Origin of the sequence: Enterobacter sp. Acro-832 (assembly GCF_011752745.1) — a bacterium.
GTDB classification, from domain to species: Bacteria; Pseudomonadota; Gammaproteobacteria; order Enterobacterales; family Enterobacteriaceae; genus Enterobacter; species Enterobacter quasiroggenkampii.
This window is the reverse complement of sequence record NZ_VWWX01000002.1, coordinates 796,415-815,515: the sequence shown is the minus strand read 5'-3', so window position 1 is coordinate 815,515 and position 19,101 is coordinate 796,415. Positions and strand designations below refer to the sequence as shown.

Below are 19,101 nucleotides of genomic sequence, written 5' to 3'. Positions count from 1 at the left end.
TCGTGTTTATCAGTCGCGAGACTGCAGCTCATGGATATTTTGCTCAAGGCGAGCAATGAGGCTGATGAGCATTTCCAGCTCCGCCGGTGAAACGCCTGAGAGGATTTCACCGCGCGTTTTGGTGATGACGGCTTCCATTTCGGTGATGATAGGCGCCGCTTTCTCAGTGAGTTTAATCCGCTTAGCACGACGATCGCTGGCGCAGGTTTGTCGGGAGATCAACCCCTTCTCTTCCAGCTGATCAAGCGTGCGCACCAGCGACGGTTGCTCAATGCCTATCGCTTTTGCCAGCTGAATTTGTGACTGATCGGGCGGAAGCTGATGAATGTTGTGCAGCGTGACCCAATGCGTCTGTGTTAATTCCAGAGGTTTCAGGCGATGGTCAATCAGAGCACGCCAGACGCGTACCAACCTTGCCAGATCAGAACCTAATGGCGATTCCAATTTCATCTCCTTATAATTAGCTTGCTAAGTTATTATACTGATTTTAGAATAGTGTGCAGCATTTGTATTGCCAAAACAAATGCAATACTGCATTCATCGAACTTAAAAGTATGACTTACACTGAATTGTGATGCTTCATCATACTAAGACAAGCCAACGCGGCATTCTGTTCACTGCAAAGGATTTCTGCCCGTGACGTTTTTTCATCGCTCAGAGGGGTTACCCCTTCAGGATCTGATCTTCGGTGCGTCAGTCTACTTTCCTCCCCTGTTTAAGGCCGTGCTGGTGGGCTTTATTCTCTGGCTCATCGCGCATCGTCTGCTTCGCGACTGGATGTACTCCGGCGAAATCTGGCATCCCATGCTGATGGATCTTTCCCTGTTTGCCCTCTCCGTATGTCTGGGCCTTGCTGTCTTGATGGTGTGGTGACTATGCCTCTGAAAACGCTGAAGTACTTTTCCACCCTTTTTGTTCTCGCCCTCGCGCTGGTTGCAGGCTGGTGGATGTGGAATTTTTATATGCAGTCCCCCTGGACCCGTGACGGCAAAATTCGCGCTGAACAGGTCAGCATCACCCCGCAGGTGTCGGGAAGCATCACGACGCTGCTCGTTAAGGATAACCAGTACGTCAAAAAGGGTGAGGTACTCTTCCGGATCGACGATACCCCATACCACATCGCGATTCTGAACGCCGAGGCGCAGCTGGCAAAAGCCCAGTCAGACTTAGCGAAAGCGAATAACGAAGCCAACCGCCGCCGGCATTTATCGCAAAATTACATCTCAGCGGAAGATTTAGACACTGCCAACATCAACGTGAAGGCCATGCAGGCGAACGTCAACGTGGCCGAAGCCACGCTGAAGCAGGCCCAGTGGGAGCTGACCCAAACGGTGATTACCGCGCCGGTTGATGGGTGGGTAACCAACCTTTCCGCTCGCGTGGGGAATTATGCCACCACGGGCCAACCCGTTTTTGCCCTCGTCGACAGCCACTCCTTCTACGTGGTGGGCTATTTTGAAGAGACCAAGCTTCGCCATATTCGCGAGGGATCGCCCGCCGCCATTACGCTTTATAGCGGCTCGAAGAAGTTACAGGGTCACGTATCCAGCATTGGCCGCGCCATTTACGATCAAAGCGTCGAAACGGATTCCGGCCTGGTGCCGGACATCAAGCCGAACGTGCCCTGGGTGCGTCTCGCTCAGCGCGTGCCGGTTCGCGTGGAGTTTGACCATTTACCGCAGGACATCACGCTGGTCTCCGGCACCACCTGTACTGTCTCCATCGGAAACCGGTGATGAAGCTGCCGGCACTCTCCTGGCAAAACACGCCGTGGATCAAAGCGACGCGCCCTCAGTGGCGCTACGCGCTGCGTAACGGTATTGCCATGTGTCTGGCGCTGACCGTCGCCTATTACCTGAACCTGGATGAACCCTACTGGGCGATGACGTCTGCCGCGGTGGTGAGTTTTCCTACGGTCGGCGGGGTGATCAGTAAGAGCCTTGGGCGCATCGCCGGCAGCCTGCTGGGTGCCACGGCGGCGTTAATTATCGCCGGCCATACGCTGAATGATCCGTGGATGTTCCTGCTGAGCATGGCGGCGTGGCTGGGGTGCTGTACCTGGGCCTGCGCCCATTTTACCAATAACGTCGCCTACGCTTTCCAACTGGCGGGCTATACCGCCGCCATTATCGCCTTCCCGGTCGTCAACGTGCTCGACACCACCGAACTGTGGGATATCGCGCAGGCGCGCGTCTGTGAAGTCATTGTCGGGATCCTCAGCGGCGGCTTCATGATGATGATCCTCCCCAGCACCTCCGACGGCACAGCGCTTATCACTGCCCTCAAGACCATGCACACCCGGCTGCTTGAGCACGCGAGCCTGCTATGGCAACCGGATACCAGCGATGAGATCCGCCTCGCGCATGAAAAGGTGATCGGACAGATCCTGACGATGAATCTGTTGCGTATTCAGGCGTTCTGGAGCCACTACCGCTTTCGTCGTCAGAACACCCTGCTAAATTATTTACTACACCAGCAGCTGCGTATGACCAGCGCCATCTCCAGCCTGCGCCGGATGCTGCTCAACTGGCCGACGCCGCCGGAAAACACCCGTGCCGTCATCGAAACGCTGCTCGCTGCTCTCGCGCGCCCGGATGCGGACATCTACACCGTTGCGAAGATCATCGCCCCGCTCGCCCCGGTTGATGAGTACGACTATCGCCATCGCGCCTTCTGGCAGCGTCTGAATTACTTTTGCCGACTCTACCTGCGCAGCAGCCGCTGGATTAACGCGGTTGAGAATGCCACGCCGGTCACGGAGTTCAACGTGCCCGGGAGTCCGGCTCTCGCCCGCCATACCGACTACCTGGAAGCACTGTGGAGCGGTTTTCGCACCTTCTGCGCGCTGATGCTGGTGGGGGCGTGGAGCATCACCACGCAGTGGGAGTCCGGTACGGCGGCCCTGACGCTTGCTGCCATCAGCTGCGTGCTTTACTCCGTCGCGGCCTCGCCGTTCAACTCGCTGACGCTCCTGCTACGCACTCTGGTGCTGCTGTCGTTGTTCAGTTTTGTGGTGAAGTTTGGCCTGATGGTGCAGATAAGCGATCTGTGGCAGTTCCTGCTGTTTCTGTTTCCGCTGTTGACCACCATGCAGCTACTCAAGCTACAAATGCCAAAACAGGCGGGCCTCTGGGGGCAGCTGATTGTCTTTATGGGCTCGTTTATCTCCGTGACCAATCCGCCGGTTTATGATTACGCCGATTTTCTTAATGACAACCTGGCGAAAATCCTTGGCGTGGGGCTGGCGTGGCTGGCTTTCGCGGTGTTGCGCCCCGGCTCCGATGCCCGCAAAAGCCGCAGGCATATCCGGGAGTTACGCCGGGGGTTTGTGGACCAGCTCAGCCGTAAACCGCATCTAGGTGAAAACGAGTATGAATCGCTGGTGTATCACCACGTCAGCCAGCTCAATAACAGCCAGGACGCGCTCTCCCGGCGCTGGCTGCTGCGCTGGGGCGTGGTGCTGTTGAACTGTTCGCACGTGGTCTGGCAGCTTCGCGGGTGGGAAACACGTTCCGACCCGCTGTCGCAGGTTCGCGATGTATGCATCTCTCTGCTGCGCGATGTGATGAGCGAACGCGGTGTCCAGCAGCGACCGCTGGCAACCACGCTGAATGAACTGCAGCGGATCTGCGATACGCTTGCACGACATCATCTCCCCGCCGCCCGTGATTTGGCCTCGATAATCTGGCGGCTGCACTGCTCGCTGTCGCAGCTGGAGCAAGCACCACCGCCGGGTACCATTGGGGATCAGATCACGCCGCAGGCATAACGCGCCCCGCCGCCGCCAAGCGGTTTAGGCTGATCGGACATATTGTCGCCGCCGACATGAATCATTAGCGCTTTATCTTTTACCTCATCCAGCTTTTTCAGACGCGGCGCGACAACGGGATCGGTGGCTTTACCGTCGTTATTGACCACCAGCACGGGCAGATCGCCCAGGTGTCCCATTCCATCCGGGCCCTCATGCTTGCCGGTATGCTGGGGATCCAGGTGCCCCCCTGCCGCTTCCGCCGCTGACGCTTTACCCTCTTTTAATGCGGGCTGACAGCTTCCTTTGGCGTGAACATGGAAACCATGCTCACCGGGAGGGAGTGCTTTGAGGTTGGGAGCGAACTCCAGCCCTTTGTCGGTTTCCGTGATTTTCATCGTACCGATGGACTGACCCACACCCTGAGAGGTAACGAGATTCATTTCCACTTCGTCGCTGGCTGCCTGCGCCCCTGCGCAAACAACCAGCGCGACCATTGCCAGAGCAAAACGCTTCATATGACCTCCGCTGGTTATTTTTTGCCCCTTAAGTGTATACCAGGGGCAAAGATTTCACCGAAAAGTCACCTTCTGGCGGTTTATGGCACGTCGTAACCCAGCGCGGCTTTGCGGATGCGGAACCACTGCTGGCGGGTCATCTGCAGCTCTTCAGCGGCCAGTGCAGAACGCACGCGTTCTATTTTGCCAGAACCAATAATGGGCAGCGGTTTTGACGGCAGACGAAGGATCCAGGCGTAAACCACCTGTTCGATGCTCTCCGCGTTCAGCTCGCGGGCGATAGTGTCAAGCTCGTTGCGCAGCGGCTGGAATTCATCATCATTAAACAGGCGTCCGCCTCCCAGGCACGACCAGGCCATCGGGCGAATACGCAGCTGTTGCAGCTGGTCGAGGGTACCGTCCAGCAGCAGCGGCTGGTGTACCGGGGAGATCTCCACCTGATTGGTGGCCAGGGTAAACGGCAGACGAGACTGAAGCAGTGCAAACTGCGCCGGGGTGAAGTTGGAAACGCCAAAGTGACGCACTTTGCCGCTCTGATGCAGGTTCAGGAAGGCTTCTGCCACCTCATCGGCATCCATGAGCGGATCCGGACGGTGGATTAACAGCAGGTCGATATGGTCGGTCGCCAGATTGACCAGCGACTGCTCAGCGCTCTTGATGATATGCGCGCTGTCGGTGATGTAATGCCCAAGGGCGTGTTCCGGTTTTGCCGTGGTGGCAATCCCGCACTTCGTGACGATCTCCATGCGGTCGCGGAGTGCCGGAACCAGCTTGAGCGCCTCGCCGAATGCGGCTTCACACTGATAGCCACCGTAAATGTCCGCATGGTCGACCGTGGTAACGCCCAGATCGATATGCTCTTCAATAAAGCTCGCCAGCTGGAGGGGGGACATATTCCAGTCCATCAGGCGCCAGTAGCCCATCACAAAACGGGAGAATTCTGGCCCCTGGGGGGCAAGGGTAATTCGCTGAACCATAACATTTTCCTCAAGGATGTAATGTCATGAGTATACGCAATTACCGTGTTAAAAAAGTGAAGGTTGCTGGGGTTCTTCGGTCTCACCGGCTTTGTTTGCGCGTATTTTGCGCAGAAGACGCTGTCGGCAGAGGCGTAGCACCTCCTGCTTTTGCGTGTCGCTAAAGTTTTGCCAGTTGAAACGCTCGTCGCGGGTACGCATGCACCCGCGGCAATATCCGCGTTCATCCACCTGACAAATCCCCCGGCACGGGCTCTGGATGGGGAAAAACTCCAGTTGCTCTGCCACACTCACCTCCGGATAACCACTCTCACCTACAGTGAAGACGCTAAACGCGCCACGTGCAAGGCCTATACCACAGATTTGTGGCATTAAGGTTTCACTAATCTTCCCTCTTTATACTCGGCCCATCATGACAATGACAGGTTTACCGATCGATGTGGTTAATCAAAAAGTTACAATGTAACGACATTAAATTTACTCTGGGCTGTGCACTCTTCTTTACGCTAATCAACGGGCTGTTTATCCAGCGCAGCTGGGCCATTATTGCCCCTGCGCACCTGCACGACATCCTCTTTGCCGCGTCCGTACCGCTGGTGCTGTTTTGCGGCTGGGTGATTGTGTTTAGCCTGCTGAATATCCCCTATATCCGCAAGCCGCTGCTGATCGTCTTAACGGTCGGATGCGCCGCGGCAACCTACTTTATGTACACCTACGGCGCGGTGATCGATCAGAACATGATTGTGAACGTGTTCGAAACCAACTCTCAGGAAGCGACAGCCCTGGTGACGCCGCAGATGATTCTGTGGATTGTTATTGCTGGCCTCGTGCCTTCCGTGGTGCTGGCGCTGACCCGCATTCGTACCGGGAAATGGTGGTATGCCCTGCTGACGCGCGTTGCCGCGATGCTTGGCGCTCTGCTGGTGATTATCCTGATTGCCGCCGTGTTTTATAAAGATTACGCCTCGCTGTTTCGCAACAACAAAAGCATCGTCAAAATGGTGACCCCGGCCAACTATGTCAGCGCCGTGGTGAAGTACAGCAAAATGCGCTGGTTTGCCGGCGATCAAACGCTGGTACGGATTGGCGAAGATGCCCATAAAGGACCGTTGATTTCAGGTCAACAAAAGAAAACCGTTCTGGTACTGGTCGTTGGGGAAGCCTCTCGCGCGGCGAACTACTCCCTGAATGGTTACGATCGTGAAACGAACCCGGAGCTGAAAAAGCAGGATGTGATTAACTTCCCACAGGCCTCCTCATGCGGCACTGAAACCGCCGTTTCCGTTCCGTGCATGTTCTCGGGCATGACGCGTAGCAAATACGATGCCGACCTGGCGCACCATCAGGAAGGTCTGCTCGATGTGCTGAAGCATGCGGGTATCAACCTGCTCTGGCGTGACAACGACGGCGGCTGTAAAGGTGCCTGCGATCGCGTGCCGCATACCGATATGACGCAGTGGAATCTGGATCAGTTCTGCAAAGACAAATCCTGTATTGATGATGTGAATTTCTACCGTCTGGACAATGTGCTGGATGGTCTGAAGCAGGACACGGTGCTGGTTATCCACCTGATGGGGAGCCACGGTCCGGCGTACTATCGCCGTTACCCGGACACTTTCCGGAAATTCACCCCAACCTGCGACACCAACGAGATTCAGGATTGCGATCATCAGGCGCTGATGAATACCTATGACAACACCATCCTGTATACCGACAGCATGGTCAGCAAAACCATTGATGCCCTGAAAGCACGCCAGGCAAGCATGAATACCGCGCTGATTTATCTCTCGGATCACGGTGAGTCACTGGGTGAAAGCGGCATTTATCTGCACGGGACGCCGTACATGCTGGCGCCGGAGCAGCAAACGCACATTCCGTTTATGTTCTGGCTGTCACCGGACTACGCGAAAAACTTTGGCATCAATGAACAGTGTTTACGCGACCATGCAGCAAAAAATGCGGTCTCCCAGGACAATTTATTCTCAACTGTATTGGGTATGATGGACGTTAAATCAACGGTTTATCAACAGCAGCTGGATATTCTGAACGCATGTCGTCAATAAACTCGCTTGCATTAGACCGAACGGTCTATTAGAGTGCGGCCATGAGCAGAAATACTGAACACGATACCCGCGAACATCTACTGGCAACCGGCGAGCGTCTTTGCATGCATCGCGGGTTTACCGGTATGGGGTTGAGCGAGTTATTAAAAACCGCTGAGGTACCGAAGGGGTCGTTTTATCACTACTTTCGGTCCAAAGAGGCCTTTGGCGTGGCAATGCTGGAGCGTCATTACGCGGGCTACCACCAACGTCTGGCGACCCACTTTGCGTCGGGTGAAGGAAACTATCGGGATCGTGTTCTGAACTACTATCAGGAAACGCTGAACCAGTTCTGTCAGCAGGGCATTATCAGCGGATGCCTGACGGTCAAGCTGTCTGCCGAGGTGTGCGATCTTTCCGAAGATATGCGCTCGGCGATGGATAAGGGTGCCCGCGGCGTGATCGCCCTGCTGGCCCAGGCGCTGGAAAAAGGCCGCGACGAAAAAACGCTGGCCTTTTCCGGCGACCCCTTAATGCAGTCTCAGGTGCTCTACTCCCTCTGGTTAGGGGCCAACCTGCAGGCAAAAATTTCGCGCAGTGCCGTGCCGCTGGAAAGCGCGCTGGCACATGTGAAAAACAGCATTACTGCGCCTGGCGTATAACGGGTGTTTTTATTTACCTTATTACTAGTCGACTGGTCTACTCAGGAGTCTTTATGTCAGCTGAAAAACTGTTTACCCCATTGAAAGTGGGTGCCGTCACGGCGCCAAACCGCGTGTTCATGGCTCCGCTGACCCGTCTGCGCAGCATTGAGCCGGGTGACATCCCCACCCCGCTGATGGGCGAATACTATCGTCAACGCGCAAGCTCTGGTCTGATCATCACCGAAGCCACGCAGATCTCTGCGCAGGCGAAAGGTTACGCCGGTGCGCCGGGCCTTCACAGCCCGGAACAGATCGCGGCATGGCAGAAAATCACCGCGGGCGTTCACGCTGAAGAGGGCCGTATTGCGGTCCAGCTGTGGCATACCGGTCGTATCTCACACAGCAGCATCCAGCCTGGCGGTCAGGCACCGGTCTCCGCGTCAGCCCTGAGCGCCAATACCCGTACTTCCCTGCGCGATGAAAACGGCAACGCGATCCGCGTGGATACCTCTATGCCGCGCGCGCTGGAGCTGGACGAAATCCCGGGGATTGTTAACGACTTCCGTCAGGCCGTGGCCAACGCCCGTGAAGCCGGCTTTGACCTGATTGAGCTGCACTCCGCGCATGGCTATCTGCTGCACCAGTTCCTGTCACCGTCGTCTAACCACCGCACCGATCAGTACGGCGGTAGCGTCGAAAACCGCGCCCGTCTGGTGCTGGAAGTGGTGGATGCGGTATGCAAGGAGTGGAGCCCGGACCGTATCGGGATCCGCGTCTCCCCAATCGGGTCTTTCCAGAACGTCGACAACGGCCCGAACGAGGAAGCGGATGCGCTCTATCTGATTGAAGAGCTGGCCAAACGCGGTATTGCCTATCTGCACATGTCCGAGCCTGACTGGGCTGGCGGTAAGCCTTACACTGAAGCCTTCCGCCAGAAAGTGCGCGAGCGCTTCCACGGGGTGATCATCGGTGCAGGTGCCTATACGCCTGAGAAAGCCGAAGATCTGATTAATAAAGGGCTGATCGATGCCGTCGCGTTTGGTCGCGACTACATCGCCAACCCGGATCTGGTTGCTCGCCTGCAGAAAAAAGCGGCGCTCAACCCGCAGCGTCCGGAAAGCTTCTACGGCGGCGGTGCGGAAGGCTACACCGACTACCCTTCACTGTAATCTCGCCATTGTTCATTGATAGCGGCGACAGTTCGCCGCTATACTAAAACATCGTTTCTGATCAAAAAGCTTTTTTATTCCATTGGTTAATGAGGAAATTATGCGCCTACTTCACACCATGCTGCGCGTTGGCGACCTGCAACGTTCTATCGATTTCTACACTAACGTCCTGGGCATGAAGCTGCTGCGCACCAGCGAAAACCCGGAATATAAATACTCACTGGCATTCGTGGGTTACGGCCCGGAAACGGATGAAGCGGTGATCGAGCTGACCTACAACTGGGGCGTTGACAGCTATGAGCTGGGCACGGCCTACGGCCATATCGCGCTGGAAGTGGATAACGCGGCCGACGCGTGCGAACGCATTCGCAAAAATGGCGGTAACGTCACGCGCGAAGCGGGCCCGGTAAAAGGCGGCACCACCGTGATTGCGTTTGTGGAAGATCCGGACGGTTACAAAATCGAGCTGATTGAAGCCAAAGATGCCGGTCGCGGTCTGGGCAACTGATCCCTCAGGGCGCAACGTGCGCCCGTAGTTTTACTGCATCACCCCGCAAAATTTGCCATAATGCGCTCTGCTTTTTCCCCATGTAAGAGACCCTGATGTCCGATAACGCTCAATTTAGCGGTCTGTGCGACCGTTTTCGTGGTTTTTATCCCGTTGTCATTGATGTAGAAACAGCCGGATTTAACGCTAAAACCGATGCGCTGCTCGAAATTGCCGCCATCACGCTGAAGATGGATGAACAGGGCTGGCTTACACCGGACACCACGCTGCATTTCCACGTTGAACCTTTCGAAGGGGCAAACTTACAGCCGGAAGCGCTGGCGTTTAACGGTATCGATCCGCATAACCCGCTGCGCGGTGCCGTCAGTGAATATGACGCGCTGCACGCCATTTTTAAAATGGTGCGTAAAGGCATGAAAGAGAGCAACTGCAGCCGCGCCATTATGGTGGCCCATAACGCCACCTTCGATCACAGCTTTACCATGGCTGCCGCGGAGCGCGCGTCGCTCAAACGCAACCCCTTCCACCCTTTTGTCACCTTCGACACCGCCGCGCTGAGCGGCCTGGCGCTGGGACAAACGGTGTTATCAAAGGCCTGTATTACGGCTGGCATTCCGTTCGACGGCACGCAGGCGCACTCCGCGCTGTATGACACGGAGCGTACCGCAGAGCTGTTCTGTGAGATCGTCAACCGCTGGAAGCGTCTGGGCGGCTGGCCGCTGCCGATGGGCGATGAGGCCGAGCGCCAATCGTAGGCCGGGTAAGCGCAGCGCCACCCGACAAAAAAAAAGCGACCCCATAGCAGGTCGCTTTTTTATTTCCGCAGAAAATTACTCTGCGTCCGGCTCTTCCGTTTTGTACTTCGCCGCGGTTTCTTTGATCAGCTGTTGCAGTTCACCGCGCTGATACATTTCAATCAGGATATCGCAACCGCCAACCAGTTCACCGTCTACCCACAGCTGTGGGAACGTCGGCCAGTTCGCGTACTTCGGCAGCTCAGCGCGGATGTCCGGGTTCTGCAGGATATCAACGTAAGCAAAACGCTCACCACAGGCAGACAGCGCCTGAACCGCTTGCGCGGAGAAGCCGCAGCTTGGCAGCTTTGGAGAACCTTTCATATACAGCAGAATCGGGTTTTCAGCGATCTGGCGCTGGATTTTTTCAATAGTGGTGCTCATGTCTTGCTTCCTTTAACTTCTGTTACGGCATTCGTCTGACATTGTAGCGGTTCAGACTGGCATCGGAAAATAACATTTTTGTCACGTATAGACATTTTACGCCGAGTCACGAAAAGTTGCATTGCAAATGGTGTTTACCCCTGCGGCGGCCAGGGTTTTGCTTAGGGAATGGGCAAATGTACGACAGAACGATGAATTTTTTTGCACTTGCTAACGAAACAGGATTAGAGATTGAAAAATGGTATTAACTTTCTGGCTTTTTATGGATTAGAATCGACGGGCTTTGTAAATCACACGCGGGTATTATTGATGACCTGCATTTATCAGGGGACTGCCCAGTGGCGCGGATAAATAAAATCTCGATCACGCTCTGTGCTTTACTGTTTACTTCACTCACTTTCACGCCAGTGGCAAACGCCTCTCAGCAGGCGCGGCATTCTGCTGTACAAAAAAACCATCTGGTGAAAGCCACAGAACGTAAGAAAAAAACCACCGCTAAGAACGACAAGAAAAAGACAAACACACAGACTAAAAAAACCGCTTCCAGCAAGACGAAAACCACTTCTTCCCGCACTGCCCACACCGCCAAAAGTAAAGCTTCGCAAACCGCCGCTAACCTCGTGACTGAAAAATGCATCGCGCGTAAAGGCCATAAGGCGAAATGCACCAAGGTCACCAAAATAGCGGAAGTGCATAAAGTACGCGTCCAGAAAGCGCAAAAAACCGCAATGAACAAGCTGATGGGGCAGATTGGCAAACCTTATCACTGGGGCGGGACTTCGCCGCGTACCGGTTTTGACTGCAGCGGCCTCGTCTATTACGCCTATAAAGATCTGGTCAAGTTCCGCATTCCGCGCACCGCCAACGAAATGTACCACCTGCGCGACGCGTCCCCGGTCAACCGTGGAGAGCTGGAGAACGGCGATCTGGTCTTCTTCCGCACGCAAGGCCGCGGGACAGCTGACCACGTTGGCGTCTATGTCGGCAACGGAAAATTCATCCAGTCACCGCGTAGCGGCCAGGATATTCAGATCACCTCTCTCAGTGAAGACTACTGGGTACGCCATTACGTCGGCGCACGCCGCGTGATGACGCCGAAAACCATTCGCTAACCCCTGCCCTGCCACACCCGTGGCAGGGTAAGTTCCTCTTTTGCATACCCTTTCAATTTGCTATCCTGTCCTTGTTGTCTGTGTGGTTATTGACAACACAAAATACAATAAGGAGAGAAGCAATGTCGTTCGAATTACCTGCACTACCGTATGCAAAAGACGCCCTGGCCCCGCACATTTCTGCGGAAACCCTGGAATATCACTACGGCAAGCATCACCAGACGTACGTCACCAACCTGAACAACCTGATCAAGGGCACCGATTTTGAAGGCAAAACGCTGGAAGAGATCGTGCGCAGTTCTGAGGGTGGCGTATTCAACAACGCCGCTCAGGTGTGGAACCACACCTTCTACTGGCACTGCCTGGCGCCGAACGCCGGTGGCGAACCTGTCGGTGAACTGGCTACCGCCATCAACGCCGCCTTTGGCAGCTTCGCGGATTTCAAAGCGAAGTTCACCGATGCCGCCATCAAGAACTTCGGTTCGGGCTGGACGTGGCTGGTCAAAGAGGCGGATGGCAAACTGGCTATCGTGTCTACCTCTAATGCGGGCACACCGCTGACCACCAGCGCGAAGCCGCTGATGACCGTGGACGTATGGGAACACGCTTACTACATCGATTACCGTAACGCGCGCCCTAACTACCTGGAGCACTTCTGGGCACTGGTTAACTGGGACTTTGTGGCGAAGAACTTCGCTGCGTAAGAGACACGCAGAAGGGTTCGCCCTTCTGCGTTTTTGGTTTATTCCGCAGCGCAGGCTGCTTCTGGCTGTTTACGACCCGACATCATCACCAGCAGCAGGCCGAGCGCGGCAATAATCGCCCCCATCACCGGCACAAAACTGTACCCCAGCCCACCAGAAATCACGGCCCCACCGGCCGCCGCACCGAGCGCATTGCCCAGGTTAAAGGCACCAATATTGACCGAGGATGAGAGGCCCGGCGCTTCATGCGCGACGCGCATCACGCGCATCTGCAGTGGTGGCACCACAGCGAACGTTGCAGCCCCCCAGACGACCATCGCCACCGCGGCGCCAAACTCGTTACGCGCCAGCCACGGAATGGCGATCATGATAACAATCAGCAGGGTTAAGAAGCCCTTCAGCGTTCCGCTCACCGAACGGTCGGCAAATTTCCCGCCGAGATAGTTGCCAATCGAGAAGCCCACGCCAATTAGCACCAGCATCGCGGTCACAAAGAGAGGCGTTGCGTGGGTGATGTCATGCAGCACAGGTGAAATATAGGTGTAGAGGGTAAACATCGCCCCTGCCCCCAGCACGGTGGTCAGCAGCGCGGAGAGCACCTGCGGGCGCACCAGCACCGACAGCTCTCTGCGTACGTCAGGGCGTTCACCCGCGCTGCCTTTTGGCAGGGAGAAGAACAACGCCACCATCGCGACTACGCCCAGTCCGGCCGTCGCCAGGAAGGACATCCTCCAGCCAATGACCTCGCCCAGCCAGGTTGCCGCAGGAACGCCGCCGATGTTAGCAATGGTCAGGCCCATAAACATGGTGGCCACGGCGCTGGCCTGCTTATGTTTTGGCACCACGCTTGCTGCCACAACCGACCCGAGTCCAAAGAACGCGCCGTGGTTGAGGCTGGTCAGAATACGCGACAGCATCAGCGTGGTGTAGTCCGGCGAAATGGCCGAAAGCACGTTACCGAGGGTGAAAATCGCCATCAGGAAAATCAGCGCATTGCGGCGCGCGCGGTGCGAAAGGAGAAGCGTCATCAGCGGCGCCCCCACCATCACGCCGATAGCGTAGGCGCTGATTAACATGCCTGCCGCAGGAATCGAGACGTCCACGCCGCGGGCGATGACGGGCAGTAACCCCATCGGGGAGAATTCAGTGGTGCCAATCCCAAAAGCGCCAATCGCCAGGGCCAGCAGGGGAAAATTGATTTTCATGCGTCAACTCCGGATGCCGTGTCATGTGATGACACAGAACAAAGAAGCGGAAAGCATGACATCAATCACAAAAAATGAGAAGTTAACAAAATGGCAAAAGATTTTTGCCTTAGGAGTAACAATCGGGGTGAGCGGGAGGGAGAAGGCTCTCCCTCCGCGTAAATCAGTGCAGCGCGGCCGTCAGACCCGCCGCGACAATCAGAGCCAGCACAACAACGGTGGTGAACAGCGAAAACTTCAGATCGGAACTCATCAATTTTTCTCCTTTTAATCCCCCCACGAAAAGTGAGTCTGCTCATTTTTGCATAATTTACGTCAAAAATCTTCCTGGATTTAGGCTGATAAACACTTTACCTCTTCCCCTTTTCATCAAGATAGGACAAAATTCCACGCTAAATTTATTAGCGTACCGGCCATTGACCCCCTCCTGACGTCCCGTGTCGTTTTCCCGGCGTGCCGCAATTCAAGATTGCGTGATAAGGGTGAGAGAAGGCAAACGTTTACCTTCAAGTTTTTCAGGAGTTTAGGATATGGTCTGGAGTGACATTTAATGGCAACAATTAAAGACGTAGCAAAACGCGCAAACGTTTCCACTACAACCGTATCACATGTAATTAACAAAACCCGCTTCGTGGCGGAAGAGACGCGCAACGCCGTCTGGGCAGCAATCAAAGAACTGCACTATTCGCCAAGTGCGGTTGCGCGCAGCCTCAAGGTTAATCACACCAAATCCATTGGATTGCTGGCCACCAGCAGTGAAGCGGCCTATTTTGCCGAGATCATTGAAGCGGTAGAGAAGAACTGCTTCCAGAAAGGCTATACCCTGATTCTGGGCAACGCATGGAACAGCATAGAAAAACAGCGTGCCTACCTGTCGATGATGGCGCAGAAGCGCGTGGATGGCCTGCTGGTGATGTGTTCCGAGTACCCGGAATCCGTGCTGTCGATGCTCGAAGAGTATCGCCATATCCCCATGGTGGTCATGGACTGGGGTGAAGCGCGCGCGGACTTCACCGACTCCGTTATCGACAACGCCTTTGAAGGCGGTTACATGGCGGGTCGTTACCTGATTGAACGCGGTCACCGCGAGATTGGCGTGATCCCGGGTCCGCTGGAGCGTAACACCGGCGCGGGCCGTCTGGCCGGTTTTATGAAAGCGATGGAAGAAGCGCTGATCACCGTGCCGGAAAACTGGATCGTGCAGGGCGACTTTGAGCCGGAATCAGGCTACCGCGCAATGCAGCAGATCGTTTCCCAGCCGCACCGCCCGACCGCCGTTTTCTGCGGGGGTGACATCATGGCCATGGGTGCGCTCTGCGCCGCCGATGAACTGGGTCTGCGCGTACCGCAGGATATTTCCGTGATCGGGTATGACAACGTACGTAACGCGCGCTTCTTCACCCCGGCGCTGACAACCATTCACCAGCCAAAAGATTCGCTGGGCGAAACGGCCTTCAATATGCTGTTGGACAGAATCGTCAATAAACGCGAAGAGTCGCAGTCCATTGAAGTTCACCCGCGCCTGATTGAACGCCGTTCCGTTGCGGATGGTCCGTTCCGCGACTACCGTCGTTAATCCTTTGACGGGGCCAGCTACGCTGGCTCCCGTAACCATTCCCGGTTTAGCGTTTCGCTGTCTCCCAGATAATCCAGCAGCCAGGCCATGGCGGGCGAGACATCATTTTGTTGCCAGGTCAGGCAGCAGGCCGCGTCCGGGAACGGATTCTCCAGCGTCAGTTCAACCCATTCTCCGGTATCGATGCGCGGACGCGCAAAATGAACGGGCACCATCGCGACGCACAGCCCGGCGCTGAGGCACGTCGCCGATGATTCCCAGTCAGGAGCCACCACCCGCCGCTGGTTGTCCAGAAGCCAGGTGATACGCTTGGGCAATGAGCGGGACGTATCCTCCAGCACCAGCGACGGCCAGTTACGCAGCGTATCGTCGCTCAGCGGCCCGTCCATCGCCGCCAGGGGATGATCGCGTGCCACCACGCATTTCCAGCTCAGCATCCCCATGTCGCGAAAGGCGTAACGTCCCCCGACCGGGATCGCCTGCGTGGCGCCAATCGCCATCTCCGCCCTGCCGTCCGCCAGCGCATCCCACACCCCGTTGAACACCTCCTGCGAGACCCGCAGCTCAACGTCAGAGAAATGACGATAGAAATCCACGATCATCTGCCGGGTGCGTTCCGGCTTCACGATGTTATCCACCGCGATGGCGAGATGTCCCCGCCAGCCGTTGGCGATCTGCTGGCACTGTTCGCGGGTGATCTGCATTTTTTTGATAACAGAACGCCCTTCCTTCAAAAACCACGCGCCTGCGGGCGTTAATTCCACGTCGCGATGCCGCCGCTCAAACAGCGGAACCGCCAGCCACTCCTCAAGCTGTCGCACCGTGTAGCTGATGGCCGAAGGGACGCGGTGCAACTCCTGCGCTGCACCGCTAAAGCTGCCGTTACGCGCAACAGCATCGACCACTTCAAGAGAATAATCTGACCACATTTTCTGCCTGCAAAAAATTTGAATGCACCCGCCAAATATTAGCGTTTCACAAGCCGCTTTGCACTCCCTACACTCTGCGCCAACGTACACCTGCCTCCTCAGGAGAATAAGAGAATGCAACCCAGGAAAGGATTTTTAGTCTGGCTCGGCGGCTTAAGCGTGCTGGGCTTTTTGGCCACCGACATGTACCTGCCCGCGTTTGCCGCGATGCAGGAAGACCTGCAAACCCCTGCGGCGGCCATCAGCGCCAGCCTGAGCCTGTTCCTTGCCGGTTTTGCTTTCGCCCAGCTGCTCTGGGGACCGCTCTCGGATCGCTTCGGCCGTAAACCGGTACTGCTGCTGGGTCTGGCCATTTTTGCCGTGGGCTGCCTGGGGATGCTGTGGGTGCGCGATGCCACCTGGCTACTGGTGCTGCGCTTTATTCAGGCCGTGGGCGTCTGTGCTGCGGCGGTGACCTGGCAGGCGCTGGTGACCGACTACTATCCGGCTAACCGCACAAACCGTATTTTCGCCACTATTATGCCGCTGGTGGGTCTTTCCCCTGCCCTGGCTCCGCTGCTGGGCAGCTGGATCCTCGCACACTTTGACTGGCAGGCCATTTTTGCCACGCTGTTTGCTATCACGCTGGTGCTGATGCTGCCGGCGTTTGCCCTTAAGCCCGCGCATAAAAAAGAGGCGCATGCCGACGCGAAGCCGATTACCTTCACCTCCCTGCTGAGCGCCAAGGCGTATCGCGGGAATGTCCTGATTTATGCCGCCTGTTCGGCCAGCTTCTTCGCGTGGCTCACCGGCTCGCCGTTTATTCTGCACGATATGGGCTACAGCCCGGCGGCCATCGGTCTAAGCTATGTTCCGCAGACCATCGCGTTCCTGGTGGGCGGGTACGGCTGCCGCGCGGCGCTGCAAAAATGGGAAGGCCAGCAAATGCTGCCATGGCTGCTGGTGCTCTATGCGCTGAGCGTCATCGGTACCTGGGCCGTCGGGTTTATTCCGGGCGCGGGCCTGGCTGAAATTTTGATTCCCTTCTGCGTGATGGCCGTGGCGAACGGGGCGATTTACCCGATCGTGGTGGCACAGGCGTTACGTCCGTTCCCGCAGGCGACAGGCCGCGCCGCCGCGCTGCAAAATACCCTTCAGCTGGGTCTGTGCTTCCTGGCAAGCCTGGTGGTCTCGGCGCTGATTGCGACGCCGCTTTTGACCACCACCAGCGTGATGCTGGTCACCGTTGCGCTGGCGGTATTGGGTTACCGCATGCAGGCGTCCGCGAAGCGTGAGCAGGATAGCGGTGCGCAGGTGGAAACCTCGCATGCCTGATTGCGCCAGAAATCATGTTACATTTCAGTGATTAGGTTGCTAACAATTTTCTATTGAATCACCAAATTTTGAGGCCTATACTAAATTTGGTTCGATTAAATACGATAAATATTAAGTGTTAACGGGAGCCGGAGTGCTCCCGTTTTACCATGGAAGGCATTTCGGCAAGGGTTATCTCCCTTCCTCTGTTCTACGTCGGATACTAGCCTCGCGGTATTTACCGTGAGATTTCTCACAAACCAAAAAAAGCGTCTACGCTGTTTGAAGGTTCTGATCACATCAGGGTGATGGAGAAGCTATGAGTTCATCGTGTATAGAAGAAGTCAGCGTTCCGGACGACAACTGGTCCCGGATCGTCAGTGAACTGTTAGGTCGAGCAGGCATCACTATCAACGGATCTTCGCCATCCGATCCCCAGGTTAAACATCCCGACTTTTTTAAACGCGTGTTGCGGGAAGGGTCGCTAGGCCTGGGAGAAAGTTATATGGATGGCTGGTGGGAATGTGAACGGCTGGATATCTTTTTTGCCAGCGTGTTACGTGCCGGTCTGGAAAATCAACTCCCCCGCAATCTGAAAGACACCCTGCGTGTCGCCTCTGCCCGACTGTTTAACTTGCAAAGTAAAAAACGCGCATGGATCGTCGGCAAAGAGCATTACGATCTCGGCAATGACCTGTTCAGCCGCATGCTGGACCCTTTCATGCAATACTCCTGCGCCTACTGGAAAGACGCGTCGACGCTTGAGGAAGCACAGCAGGCCAAGCTGCGTCTGATCAGTGAAAAGCTGCAGCTACAGCCCGGCATGCGCGTGCTGGATATCGGCTGCGGCTGGGGCGGGCTGGCGTATTTTATGGCGAAGCACTATGGCGTCAGCGTGGTCGGCGTGACGATCTCAGCGGAACAGCAAAAAATGGCGCGGGAGCGCTGCCAGGGTCTCGATGTGGATATCCGGCTGCAGGACTACCGTGACCTGAACGAGCAGTTCGACCGGATCGTTTCCGTCGGAATGTTCGAGCACGTGGGGCCAAAAAACTACGATACCTACTTTGAGGTGGTGGATCGTAATCTGAAACCGGACGGGCTCTTCCTGCTGCACACCATCGGCTCTAAGCGGACCGACAATAACGTTGACCCGTGGATCAATAAATACATCTTTCCGAATGGCTGTTTACCGTCCGTTCGCCAGATCGCCAACGCCAGTGAATCCCATTTCGTGATGGAGGACTGGCATAACTTTGGCGCGGACTACGACACCACCTTAATGGCGTGGCATGAACGTTTCCAGAAAGCCTGGCCCGAGATTGCGGACAACTATTCAGAACGATTCAAACGGATGTTTAGCTATTATCTGAATGCCTGCGCGGGGGCGTTTCGCGCACGGGATATTCAGCTCTGGCAGGTGGTATTCAGCCGGGGGATTGAACACGGACTGCGTGTCGCACGCTAAAAAAATAACCCCGGATAGCCGGGGTTATTT

Annotated in this window: 21 protein-coding genes; 13 read left to right on the top strand and 8 right to left on the bottom strand. The window is 55.9% G+C overall.

Features of this window, described 5'->3' with window-relative positions; translation table 11 throughout:
- Nucleotides 1-9: 9 nt before the first annotated feature.
- A complete protein-coding gene (slyA, locus tag F3J31_RS10420; protein WP_021241135.1) occupies nt 10-450 on the bottom strand; it encodes a transcriptional regulator SlyA in 441 nt (146 codons plus the stop codon).
- A gap of 186 nt (nt 451-636) precedes the next feature.
- On the opposite strand from slyA, the gene F3J31_RS10415 reads away from it, so the two are divergent.
- Genes F3J31_RS10415 through F3J31_RS10405 form a run of 3 tightly spaced genes read left to right on the top strand, consistent with a single transcriptional unit; the run spans nt 637 to nt 3,769 of the window.
- The gene (locus F3J31_RS10415; protein WP_024909360.1) at nt 637-873 is read left to right on the top strand and encodes a DUF1656 domain-containing protein; all 237 of its coding nucleotides are present in this window, start codon (nt 637-639) and stop codon (nt 871-873) included.
- A 2-nt stretch (nt 874-875) separates the two neighbouring features.
- Nucleotides 876-1,736, top strand: a complete 861-nt coding sequence (locus F3J31_RS10410) for an HlyD family secretion protein (RefSeq protein ID WP_167212925.1) — start codon at nt 876-878, stop codon at nt 1,734-1,736.
- Nucleotides 1,736-3,769: an FUSC family protein gene (locus F3J31_RS10405; RefSeq protein WP_167212922.1), complete on the top strand. Its 2,034-nt coding sequence runs from the start codon at nt 1,736-1,738 to the stop codon at nt 3,767-3,769. Before F3J31_RS10410 ends, F3J31_RS10405 begins: the two co-directional genes overlap by 1 nt.
- Here F3J31_RS10405 and sodC read toward each other — a convergent pair.
- The 3 genes from sodC to F3J31_RS10390 form a co-directional block, all read right to left on the bottom strand.
- Nucleotides 3,748-4,266: a superoxide dismutase [Cu-Zn] SodC gene (gene sodC, locus F3J31_RS10400; protein ID WP_167212919.1), complete on the bottom strand. Its 519-nt coding sequence runs from the start codon at nt 4,264-4,266 to the stop codon at nt 3,748-3,750. The genes F3J31_RS10405 and sodC overlap by 22 nt on opposite strands.
- 80 nt (nt 4,267-4,346) lie before the next feature.
- A complete protein-coding gene (locus F3J31_RS10395) occupies nt 4,347-5,243 on the bottom strand; it encodes an aldo/keto reductase family oxidoreductase (protein ID WP_167212917.1) in 897 nt (298 codons plus the stop codon).
- A gap of 48 nt (nt 5,244-5,291) precedes the next feature.
- Entirely contained in the window at nt 5,292-5,531 is a 240-nt protein-coding gene (locus tag F3J31_RS10390) for a DUF1289 domain-containing protein (RefSeq protein WP_008500587.1), read from the bottom strand.
- 149 nt (nt 5,532-5,680) lie between these two features.
- Between F3J31_RS10390 and eptA the strand changes: the two genes are divergently transcribed.
- The 5 genes from eptA (at nt 5,681) to rnt (ending at nt 10,361) form a co-directional block, all read left to right on the top strand.
- A complete protein-coding gene (gene eptA, locus F3J31_RS10385) occupies nt 5,681-7,306 on the top strand; it encodes a phosphoethanolamine transferase EptA (RefSeq protein ID WP_167212915.1) in 1,626 nt (541 codons plus the stop codon).
- Between the two features lie 41 nt (nt 7,307-7,347).
- Nucleotides 7,348-7,947, top strand: a complete 600-nt coding sequence (locus F3J31_RS10380; protein WP_045910326.1) for a TetR/AcrR family transcriptional regulator — start codon at nt 7,348-7,350, stop codon at nt 7,945-7,947.
- 53 nt (nt 7,948-8,000) lie between these two features.
- On the top strand, nt 8,001-9,098 hold the full coding sequence (locus tag F3J31_RS10375) for an alkene reductase (protein WP_039023853.1): 1,098 nt from the start codon (nt 8,001-8,003) through the stop codon (nt 9,096-9,098).
- Nucleotides 9,099-9,198: 100 nt separating this feature from the next.
- Nucleotides 9,199-9,606 (top strand): lactoylglutathione lyase, encoded by a 408-nt coding sequence (gene gloA / locus F3J31_RS10370; RefSeq protein WP_008500591.1) that lies wholly within the window; start codon nt 9,199-9,201, stop codon nt 9,604-9,606.
- 95 nt (nt 9,607-9,701) lie between these two features.
- On the top strand, nt 9,702-10,361 hold the full coding sequence (rnt, locus tag F3J31_RS10365) for a ribonuclease T (protein ID WP_023618191.1): 660 nt from the start codon (nt 9,702-9,704) through the stop codon (nt 10,359-10,361).
- Between the two features lie 75 nt (nt 10,362-10,436).
- Here rnt and grxD read toward each other — a convergent pair whose 3' ends face one another.
- Nucleotides 10,437-10,784 (bottom strand): monothiol glutaredoxin 4, encoded by a 348-nt coding sequence (gene grxD, locus F3J31_RS10360; RefSeq protein WP_003832760.1) that lies wholly within the window; start codon nt 10,782-10,784, stop codon nt 10,437-10,439.
- Between the two features lie 338 nt (nt 10,785-11,122).
- Between grxD and F3J31_RS10355 the strand changes: the two genes are divergently transcribed.
- On the top strand, nt 11,123-11,896 hold the full coding sequence (locus F3J31_RS10355; protein ID WP_023327204.1) for a C40 family peptidase: 774 nt from the start codon (nt 11,123-11,125) through the stop codon (nt 11,894-11,896).
- Between the two features lie 122 nt (nt 11,897-12,018).
- Complete coding sequence (sodB, locus tag F3J31_RS10350; protein ID WP_029739795.1) at nt 12,019-12,600, top strand: superoxide dismutase [Fe]; 582 nt, start codon at nt 12,019-12,021, stop codon at nt 12,598-12,600.
- A 38-nt stretch (nt 12,601-12,638) separates the two neighbouring features.
- Here sodB and F3J31_RS10345 read toward each other — a convergent pair whose 3' ends face one another.
- A complete protein-coding gene (locus F3J31_RS10345; RefSeq protein ID WP_048030744.1) occupies nt 12,639-13,805 on the bottom strand; it encodes an MFS transporter in 1,167 nt (388 codons plus the stop codon).
- A 163-nt stretch (nt 13,806-13,968) separates the two neighbouring features.
- A complete protein-coding gene (locus tag F3J31_RS10340) occupies nt 13,969-14,058 on the bottom strand; it encodes a YnhF family membrane protein (protein WP_008500596.1) in 90 nt (29 codons plus the stop codon).
- A gap of 297 nt (nt 14,059-14,355) precedes the next feature.
- Here F3J31_RS10340 and purR point away from each other — a divergent pair, with 297 nt between their 5' ends.
- Entirely contained in the window at nt 14,356-15,381 is a 1,026-nt protein-coding gene (purR, locus tag F3J31_RS10335) for an HTH-type transcriptional repressor PurR (protein ID WP_008500597.1), read from the top strand.
- Nucleotides 15,382-15,398: 17 nt separating this feature from the next.
- Here purR and punR read toward each other — a convergent pair whose 3' ends face one another.
- Nucleotides 15,399-16,310 (bottom strand): DNA-binding transcriptional activator PunR, encoded by a 912-nt coding sequence (gene punR, locus F3J31_RS10330; protein WP_039266192.1) that lies wholly within the window; start codon nt 16,308-16,310, stop codon nt 15,399-15,401.
- A gap of 114 nt (nt 16,311-16,424) precedes the next feature.
- On the opposite strand from punR, the gene punC reads away from it, so the two are divergent.
- Both punC and cfa read left to right on the top strand, forming a co-directional pair.
- Nucleotides 16,425-17,624 (top strand): purine nucleoside transporter PunC, encoded by a 1,200-nt coding sequence (gene punC, locus F3J31_RS10325; RefSeq protein ID WP_167212911.1) that lies wholly within the window; start codon nt 16,425-16,427, stop codon nt 17,622-17,624.
- 298 nt (nt 17,625-17,922) lie between these two features.
- A complete protein-coding gene (gene cfa, locus F3J31_RS10320) occupies nt 17,923-19,071 on the top strand; it encodes a cyclopropane fatty acyl phospholipid synthase (protein ID WP_008500601.1) in 1,149 nt (382 codons plus the stop codon).
- Nucleotides 19,072-19,101 lie beyond the last annotated feature (30 nt).

Coding starts and splice junctions, on each gene's coding strand:
- slyA (WP_021241135.1), bottom strand. CDS start 450: ATGAAATTGGAATCGCCATTAGGTTCTGATCTGGCAAGGTTGGTACGC.
- F3J31_RS10410 (WP_167212925.1), top strand. CDS start 876: ATGCCTCTGAAAACGCTGAAGTACTTTTCCACCCTTTTTGTTCTCGCC.
- F3J31_RS10405 (WP_167212922.1), top strand. CDS start 1,736: ATGAAGCTGCCGGCACTCTCCTGGCAAAACACGCCGTGGATCAAAGCG.
- sodC (WP_167212919.1), bottom strand. CDS start 4,266: ATGAAGCGTTTTGCTCTGGCAATGGTCGCGCTGGTTGTTTGCGCAGGG.
- F3J31_RS10395 (WP_167212917.1), bottom strand. CDS start 5,243: ATGGTTCAGCGAATTACCCTTGCCCCCCAGGGGCCAGAATTCTCCCGT.
- eptA (WP_167212915.1), top strand. CDS start 5,681: ATGTGGTTAATCAAAAAGTTACAATGTAACGACATTAAATTTACTCTG.
- F3J31_RS10380 (WP_045910326.1), top strand. CDS start 7,348: ATGAGCAGAAATACTGAACACGATACCCGCGAACATCTACTGGCAACC.
- F3J31_RS10375 (WP_039023853.1), top strand. CDS start 8,001: ATGTCAGCTGAAAAACTGTTTACCCCATTGAAAGTGGGTGCCGTCACG.
- gloA (WP_008500591.1), top strand. CDS start 9,199: ATGCGCCTACTTCACACCATGCTGCGCGTTGGCGACCTGCAACGTTCT.
- rnt (WP_023618191.1), top strand. CDS start 9,702: ATGTCCGATAACGCTCAATTTAGCGGTCTGTGCGACCGTTTTCGTGGT.
- grxD (WP_003832760.1), bottom strand. CDS start 10,784: ATGAGCACCACTATTGAAAAAATCCAGCGCCAGATCGCTGAAAACCCG.
- sodB (WP_029739795.1), top strand. CDS start 12,019: ATGTCGTTCGAATTACCTGCACTACCGTATGCAAAAGACGCCCTGGCC.
- F3J31_RS10345 (WP_048030744.1), bottom strand. CDS start 13,805: ATGAAAATCAATTTTCCCCTGCTGGCCCTGGCGATTGGCGCTTTTGGG.
- F3J31_RS10340 (WP_008500596.1), bottom strand. CDS start 14,058: ATGAGTTCCGATCTGAAGTTTTCGCTGTTCACCACCGTTGTTGTGCTG.
- purR (WP_008500597.1), top strand. CDS start 14,356: ATGGCAACAATTAAAGACGTAGCAAAACGCGCAAACGTTTCCACTACA.
- punR (WP_039266192.1), bottom strand. CDS start 16,310: ATGTGGTCAGATTATTCTCTTGAAGTGGTCGATGCTGTTGCGCGTAAC.
- punC (WP_167212911.1), top strand. CDS start 16,425: ATGCAACCCAGGAAAGGATTTTTAGTCTGGCTCGGCGGCTTAAGCGTG.
- cfa (WP_008500601.1), top strand. CDS start 17,923: ATGAGTTCATCGTGTATAGAAGAAGTCAGCGTTCCGGACGACAACTGG.